The organism is Methylobacterium sp. A52T, assembly GCF_053346095.1.
In genome coordinates this window covers 1-5,994 of sequence record NZ_JBKFBI010000220.1, presented here as the reverse complement: position 1 = coordinate 5,994, position 5,994 = coordinate 1, and the positions used below count along the sequence as shown (strand labels likewise).

Annotated in this window: 3 protein-coding genes; all 3 read left to right on the top strand. The window is 76.3% G+C overall.

What is annotated here, in order from left to right:
- Positions 1-2,514: hypothetical protein (locus tag ACLBYE_RS29090; RefSeq protein WP_447696821.1), on the top strand; the 2,514-nt coding region annotated here is incomplete at its 5' end.
- Positions 2,511-4,175 carry an SWIM zinc finger family protein gene (locus tag ACLBYE_RS29085; RefSeq protein ID WP_447696820.1) on the top strand — a complete coding sequence of 555 codons (1,665 nt, stop codon included), beginning with the start codon at positions 2,511-2,513 and terminating at the stop codon, positions 4,173-4,175. The genes ACLBYE_RS29090 and ACLBYE_RS29085, both read left to right, overlap by 4 nt.
- Before the next feature lie 310 nt (positions 4,176-4,485).
- On the top strand, positions 4,486-5,994 hold a 1,509-nt coding region (locus ACLBYE_RS29080; RefSeq protein WP_447696819.1), incomplete at its 3' end, for a reverse transcriptase family protein.

Genomic DNA, 5,994 nt, shown 5'->3' with positions numbered 1-5,994 from the left:
GAGCCGGACCTGCCCGGCATGGTCGCCCGGCCGGCCGAGGCGGGCGACGTCGACGGGCTGTGCGGGGCGCTGGACGGCCTCGCCCGGCACGATCCGGGCCGGGTCGGGCCGGCCCTGGTGGCGCTCGGCCGGCGGGCGCAGGCGGCGCCCGGCCTGCACGCGACGCTCTGCGCCGCCCTGCCCCGGCTGCCGGCGCGGCCGCCCTACCTGATCGGCCTGCGGCGCCTCTTCAAGCACGCCGAGATGGCCGACGATGCCGCCCTGTTCGGCGCCACCGCCCAGCGCTTCGAGACCGCGCAGGCGATGTACCAGGCCGGCCGGAGCCACGCCTACGTCCCCGACCTCCGGCGCTACGTCGCGGTGCACGCGGCGCGCCAGGGGCCGGAGGCGCGGCTCGGCCTGTCCACCGCCACCCGCGCCTACATGAAGCGGCGGATCTGGCGCGCCCTGCGCAAGCGCGGCGCCGTCGGGGACCCGGCCTTCGCGGCGCTGGCGGCGGGCTTCCTGCTGGCGCTCGGGCCGGAGGACCTCGACCCGCCGGCGCGCTGGACCGCCTGGGGGCGGCAGCCGGACGGGACCTGGGGCCGGCAGGCCCGGGCGCGGGGGCCGCTCGCACGCAACTGGACCGCGAGCCAGCTCCTGTACCGTCACGCCCCGGAGGCCCGGCCGCGGGCGGGATCGCTGACCTTCCTGGAGACCGGCGCCGTCGATCCCGACCGGCGCGACGAGGCCTTCCCGGATCTCTGGAGCGGCCGCCCGGACCTGGCGCTCCGCCTCGCCGCGGAGGGGCGGATCGAGCCGGTGGCGCGGCTGGGCCTGCGGGTGCTGCGCGCGGACCCGCGGGCCTGCACGGCCCTGACGGCCGCCGAGATCGGGCGCCTGCTGGCCGCGCCGCACGACGCCGTGCGGACCTTCGCGTTCCGGACCGCCCAGGCGCGTCTCGCCGCCGGGATCGCCGAGCCTGCCGAACTCGCCGCCCTGGTGGCGGCGCTGCTCGCGAGCCCGGAGCCGGAGGCGCGGGCGCTGGCCCTGCTGCGCCTCGAGGCGGGGGCGCCGGTCGTCTGGTCGGACCCCGACCTCGCCGCCGCGCTGCTCACGAGCCCGGAGCCGGACGTCCAGGCGGCCCTCCCCGGCCTCGCCGGGGCGCGGGCGCTGCCCACCGGGCTCGCGGCGCCCCTGGTGGCGCGGCTGGTGGCGTGGCTGCGGGCGATGCCGCCGGAGCCCGACGCGGCCGCGACGGCCGCGATCCGGGGCCTGCGCGCCGCCCTGCCCCTCCTGTGGCCGGACCGCGACCTGCCGGTCGCGTCCGAGACCGCCGCCGCCCTGATCGCCCACCCGTCCTCCGCGGTCCGGTCCGCCGGCCTCGCCCTCCTGGCGCAGTCCGAGGCCGGGGCCGCCGGCCTGCCGCCGGAGAGCTGGGACGCGCTGATCGGCGCGGAATCCGAGGACATCCGGATCGCCGCCCTCGTCCTGCTGGCGCGCCTCGACGACGCGCGGCTCGGGCTCTACGCGGACCGGATCGTCGCCTTCGCCAGCGGGCCCGACAGCGCCGTCCGGCGGGCTGCCCGGCCCCTTGTGGCGCGCCTCGCGGCGGCGGATCCGGGCCTCGCTCCCCGCCTCGCCCGGGAGCTGATCGGCAGCCTGTTCCGCGCGGCGCCCGACGACGCCTACGCCGCCGACACCGTGGCCCTGCTGCGCGAGGCCCTGCCTGGGGAATGCGCCGCCCTCGACGACGGCACCCTGTGGCGCCTGCTGCAGGCGCGCGCGGACGGCGCCCGCCGCCTCGGCGCCGCCCTCCTGCCCGACCGGCGCGCCGAGGCCCTCAGCGTCCGCCAGATCGCCCGCCTCGGCGGCCACCCCTACCGATCGGTGCGGGACTGGGCGATGGCGGCCTTCGCGGCCGACCCGGCCCGGTTCCAGGCCGCGGCGGCCGAGGCCGTCCTCCTGGTCGAGAGCGACTGGCCCGACACCCTCGCCTTCGCCCGCCACCTGTTCGACGCGTGGCCGGAGGCCGCCTGGACGCCGGAGGCGCTCGCCGTCGTCACCGACAGCGTCAAGCCCGAGGTCCTGGCCCTCGCCCGCCATCTCCTGCGCAGCCGGCTCCGGCCCGAGGACGCGGAGGCGCAGGTCCTGCGCCTCCTGGAGCACCCCGCCCCGTCGATGCACCTCCTGCTCACCGAGTTGCTCACCGAGCAGGCCGTGGCGAGCGAGGCGGCCTTCGCGCGGCTGATCCCCCTCGCCCGCATCGTGATGCTGCAGGTGCTGCGCGGCCGGGTCGCCAAGGACCGGATGGCCGCCTTCCTCCGGGCCGAGGCCCTGCGCAGCCGCGCCCGCGCCGAGGCGCTGCTGCCGCTCTTCGCCGACCTGACCCTGAGTGGCACGGCCCGGGACCGCAGCGCCGCGATCCTGGCCCTGCGCGACGTCGCCGACGCGCATCCCGATCTCGCCGTGCCCCTCGTCCGGCGCCCGCCGGAGGCGCGGGGACCCGTCTCCGTCTCGGAAGAGGCCCGATGAACTTCGTCCATCGCTACCTCGGCGAGAGCCGGGCCGTCTCGGACGCGGACGCGACCCGGCTCGGCTTCGTTCCCGACACCCTGCGCGAGCCGACCTACTTCGCCGGGACGGTGGCGCGGCACCTGCCGTTCCGGGAGGCGATCTCCGCCCTGCACCACGTCGTCGTGTCGGACCTGCGCTTCAAGCCGAAGGACCGCACCGCCTACTTCGCGTGGCTCCAGGCCCACGAGCAGGAGCTCCTGGCCGAGGCCCTCGCCGAGAAGGACAGCCTGCGCGCCGAGATCGAGGCGCTGCGCGCCGAGTCCCGGGACATCGCCGCCCGCTCCGACGCGGTGATGCGGTCGTTCTACGACGCGCGGAAGCGGTACTTCGACTATCTCTACCGGGAGAACCTCGACGCCTGGATCGTGCTCGACCCGGTCATCACGGTCCATCCGGACGAGATCTTCTTCGAGGCGTTCAGCCTCGACGAATCGAGCTACGGGCGCCTGTCCTGCGACCACGACACGTTCGCGCGGATCGGCGACATGGCCTGCGGCACGACCAACATCGACTACAGCCACGCCCTCTACGACGAGTTCCAGAAGATCCGCAGCTACCGCGACACCGAGCTGGCGATCGACCCGACCGGCTTCGCGGTCCAGACCTCCGGCGAGGCCGCCTACCGCGAGGACAAGATCGACCTGCCCGATTCCTGGATGCGGGGCTTCCTGCAGGTGTCGAGCGCCATGGCGCAGCCCGCCCACGTGGTGGACCTGCACCCGATCGACATGCACGCGATCCTGACCCGCCTCGCCGCGCGCCGGGAGCGCCACGGCCCGCGCTCCCTGCGGTTCCTGCTCGAGCCCGGCCGGCCGGTCAGCGTGCTGATCGAGCCCTGGAACGAGCGGCTGACCTTCCGGCGCTCGATCTACCGCGGGGGCGAGACCGCGGAGATCCGCCTGTGGGGCCGGCGGCGCCTCGCGATCCTGGCCCGGGCCCTGCCGCTCGCCCGGTCGGTGCGGCTGCACCTCCTCGGCACCGGTCTGCCGAGCTTCGCGGTGGTGGATTTCGGCGGCCTGCGCTTCACGCTCGGCCTGTCGGGCTGGACCGCCAACGACTGGTCCCGGGCCGGGCAGTTCGACCTGCTCGCGCCCCGGGCCGACGTCGACGCCGACACCGCCGCCCGGGTCTTCGCCGCGCTCCGGCGCCATCACGCCGCCGACACCGGGCAACTCGCCGCCGAGACCGGCCTCGACCGGTCGACCGTGGAGGCGGCGCTCGGCGGCTACGTGCAGGCGGGCCGCGCCATGTTCGACCTCGACAAGCGGGTCTACCGCCTGCGGGAGCTGACCCGGGAGCCGCTGGCGCCGGGCGCCCTGCGCTTCGCCTCCGAGCAGGAGGCCAAGGCCGACCGGTTCCTGGCGGCCGGACTGGTCACCCTCGGGCCCGTCGAGCAGGCCGGCGACAGGCGGCGCCTGAGCGGGACCGTGCTGGACGACGGCCGGAGCCTGACGCCCGCGGTGGAGCTCGATTCCGACGACCGCATGGTCGGCGGCAGCTGCCAGTGCGGCTTCTACACCCACAACCGGCTGACCCGGGGCCCCTGCGAGCACATGCTGGCCGTGCGCCGCCTCGTCCACGCCCAGGTCGAGGGCAAGCCGGTGCGGTGGCAGGCGTGAGACGGACCCGATTGATGCGGCCGCGCGCCTGGCCTATCCTCCCCGCGACGAGGGGCGTCGGCCGGGGCGGACCTTGCATTTCGGGCGGCGATTCGCCGTCCCTGCACCCTGCCCGGCAAAGCGTCACTGGCCCGCTCTTCACTGGGCCGGCACTGACCACCGGTGCGCGTTCGCGGTTTGGGTTCGCTGAACCCAAACGCGCACCGGTGGTCGTGCCGGCGTCGAGTGGACCGGGCCAGTCCCGAGACTTGACGAAGGCATCCCGGCCGACGTCCCCCGTCACGCCTCCTGCCCGCGCCGGAGGCCGCCGATGAGCCAGCAGCCCGGCAGCCTGACCCGCCAGCAGCTCTACGACCGGATCCGCGAGAGCTCGAAGGACGAGGTCATCCTCGAGGAGATGATCCGGCTCGGCTTCTGGCCGGACGGGGACGCGCAGCCCAACCCGCCGGACGACCTGATCCGCCGCCGCGGCGAGATCGCCCGCGCCCTCGCCGACCTGCACCGGCGGGAGGCGGCGTGGCGCGACCCGGAGGCCGCCCTCAAGGAGATGCATCGCCGCCGCAAGAAGGCGGCGCTGGAGCGGCGGCGCGAGACGCGGCTGCGTAACGCCCGCGACCGCCACGCCCGGGCGCAGGCATGGCACGCGCGCCGGGAGGCGGAGATCCTCCATCTCGGCGACGGCGTCTCGGCCGGCCTCGCGAACGCGGACACGAACGCGGACGCTCCGGGGCGGGGGCCCGCCCCCGGTCTCCCGCCCCTGACGAGCCCGAGGGCGCTGGCCGAGGCCATGGGGATCGGCCTCGGCGAGCTGCGCTTCCTCGCCTACGATCGGGCGCTCAGCGCAGTGAGCCATTACCGGCGCTTCACCATCCCCAAGAAGGCGGGCGGCCTGCGCCGCATCTCGGCGCCGATGCCGCGCCTGAAGCGGGCGCAGTACTGGATCCTCGACGCGCTCCTCGCCCACGTCCCCGTGCACGCGGCGGCCCACGGCTTCGTGCCCGGCCGCTCGATCGTCACCAACGCCGCCGCCCATGTGGGGCGGGACGTCGTGGTCAATCTCGACCTCAAGGATTTCTTCCCGAGCCTCGATTACCGGCGGATCAAGGGGAAGTTCCGGGGCCTGGGCTACGCCGAGCCGGTGGCGACCGTGCTGGCGCTGCTCTGCACCGAGCCGGACGTGGACGCGGTCGAGATCGACGGCGCCCGCCTCTACGCCGCCCGGGGGCCCCGCCGGCTGCCGCAGGGCGCGCCGACGAGCCCCGCGCTCACCAACCTCGTCTGCACCCGGCTCGACGCCCGGCTCGCCGGCCTCGCCGGCAGCCTCGGCTTCACCTACACGCGCTACGCCGACGACCTGACCTTCTCGGCCTCCGGCGAGGCGGCCGGGAAGGTCGGCGCGCTGCTCAAATACGTCCACGCCATCGTTGCCGGGGAGGGCTTCACCGTCCATCCGGACAAGACCCGGGTGATGCGCCGCGGCCGGCACCAGGAGGTGACCGGACTCACCGTCAACGAGCGGGTCGGCGTGCCCCGCGAGACCCTGCGCCGCTTCCGCGCCCTCCTGCACGGGCTCGAGCGGCACGGGCCGGCCGGGCGCCGCTGGGGCGCGGCCGGCGAGGCGGGCGTGCTCCGCGCCGCGATCGGCTTCGCCCAGTTCGTCCGGATGGTCACGCCGGAGACCGGCGCGCCGCTTGTCGCGCAGGCCCGCGCCCTCGCGGACCGCCACTCGGCCCCGGCGCCGGCGCCCCGGCAGCCGGACTTCCGCGCCCGGTCCGCGCGGGGCGTGGTGCCCCTCGCCCGCTGGTGGGTGCCGGCCCCG